General features: G+C 55.0%; 1 protein-coding gene. It reads left to right on the top strand.

Going from position 1 to position 1,218, the window contains the following annotated elements; genetic code table 11:
• Positions 1-57 precede the first annotated feature (57 nt).
• Positions 58-1,184 (top strand): IS3 family transposase gene (locus tag ACR0JX_RS19680; protein ID WP_480545514.1). Its coding sequence is split into 2 segments (ribosomal slippage): positions 58-322 and positions 322-1,184, totalling 1,128 coding nucleotides; the frame shifts between segments, so codons are not numbered across the junction.
• Positions 1,185-1,218: the final 34 nt, after the last annotated feature.

Here is a 1,218-nt window from a genome sequence, read left to right as displayed (position 1 = left end):
GTGATCCTCCCCCACTGAAGTGGTCTTCCGCTATGTTTAGGAAAACGGAGGAGACACATGGCCAACAAGCGACCAAAGCCGGAAGAGATTGTCACGAAGTTACGGCAGGTTGAGGTTCTGACGGGGCAAGGGATGCCGCGTCTGGATGCGATCCGCCAGATTGGTGTGACTGAACAAACATTCTACCGCTGGAAGAAGAAATACGGTGGAATGGGCACGGACCAATTGAAGGAACTGAAGCGCCTGCAGAAAGAGAACGAGCGGCTAAGAAGAGCCGTATCGGATCTGACGCTGGACACACTGATCTTGGCGGAGGCAGCAAAGGGAAACTTTTAAGCCCCGCTCGCCGCCGAGCTTGCATTGACCGTGTTCGTGCTGAGCTGAATGTCTCGGAGCGTCGCGCTTGCCGCGTTCTAAGACAACACCGATCCACGCAACGCAAAATGCCCGTGGGGCGTTCTGACGAAGAGCGTCTTATCGCAGATATGATCGAGCTGGTTCGGCAATATGGGCGGTACGGCTATCGTCGGATTGCGGCGTTGCTGAGAGACGCTGGCTGGCATGTGAACGACAAACGGGTCGAAAGGCTGTGGCGGCGAGAGGGGCTGAAAGTGCCAATGAAGCAACCAAAGAAAGGACGGCTTTGGCTGAACAACCGATCGTGCGTCAGGCTTCGCCCTGAGTATCGCAACCATGTCTGGTCGTACGACTTCGTGCATTGCCGGACTGACGACGGAAAGGCGTTCCGCACGCTGAACATCATCGATGAATACAGCCGAGAATGCCTGGCCATTCGTGTGGATCGTAAGCTCAACTCAGGCAATGTCATCGACGTCTTGAGTGATCTGTTCATCCTGCGCGGCATCCCGTCATTCATTCGCTCAGACAATGGCCCGGAGTTTGTTGCTCAGGCCGTCCAAGATTGGATCAAGGCCGTTGGCGCGAAGACCGCCTACATCGAACCAGGGTCACCTTGGGAAAACGGATACTGCGAAAGCTTCAATGCCCGGTTCCGAGATGAGTTCCTGAACGGCGAAATCTTCTACAGCCTGCGCGAAGCACAAATCCTGATTGAGGAATGGAGGAAACACTACAACACCAAACGACCACACAGTGCTCTAGGCTACCGGCCGCCGGTGCCTGAAACCATCGTCCAGATGGACCAAAGGCCGATCATGCACTAACAATCAAATTGGACCACTCAAGTGGGGCTGATCA

The organism is Ruegeria sp. AH7 (assembly GCF_056541325.1).
The sequence above is the reverse complement of the archived record's forward strand: the minus strand, read 5'-3'. Positions and strand labels throughout refer to the sequence as shown.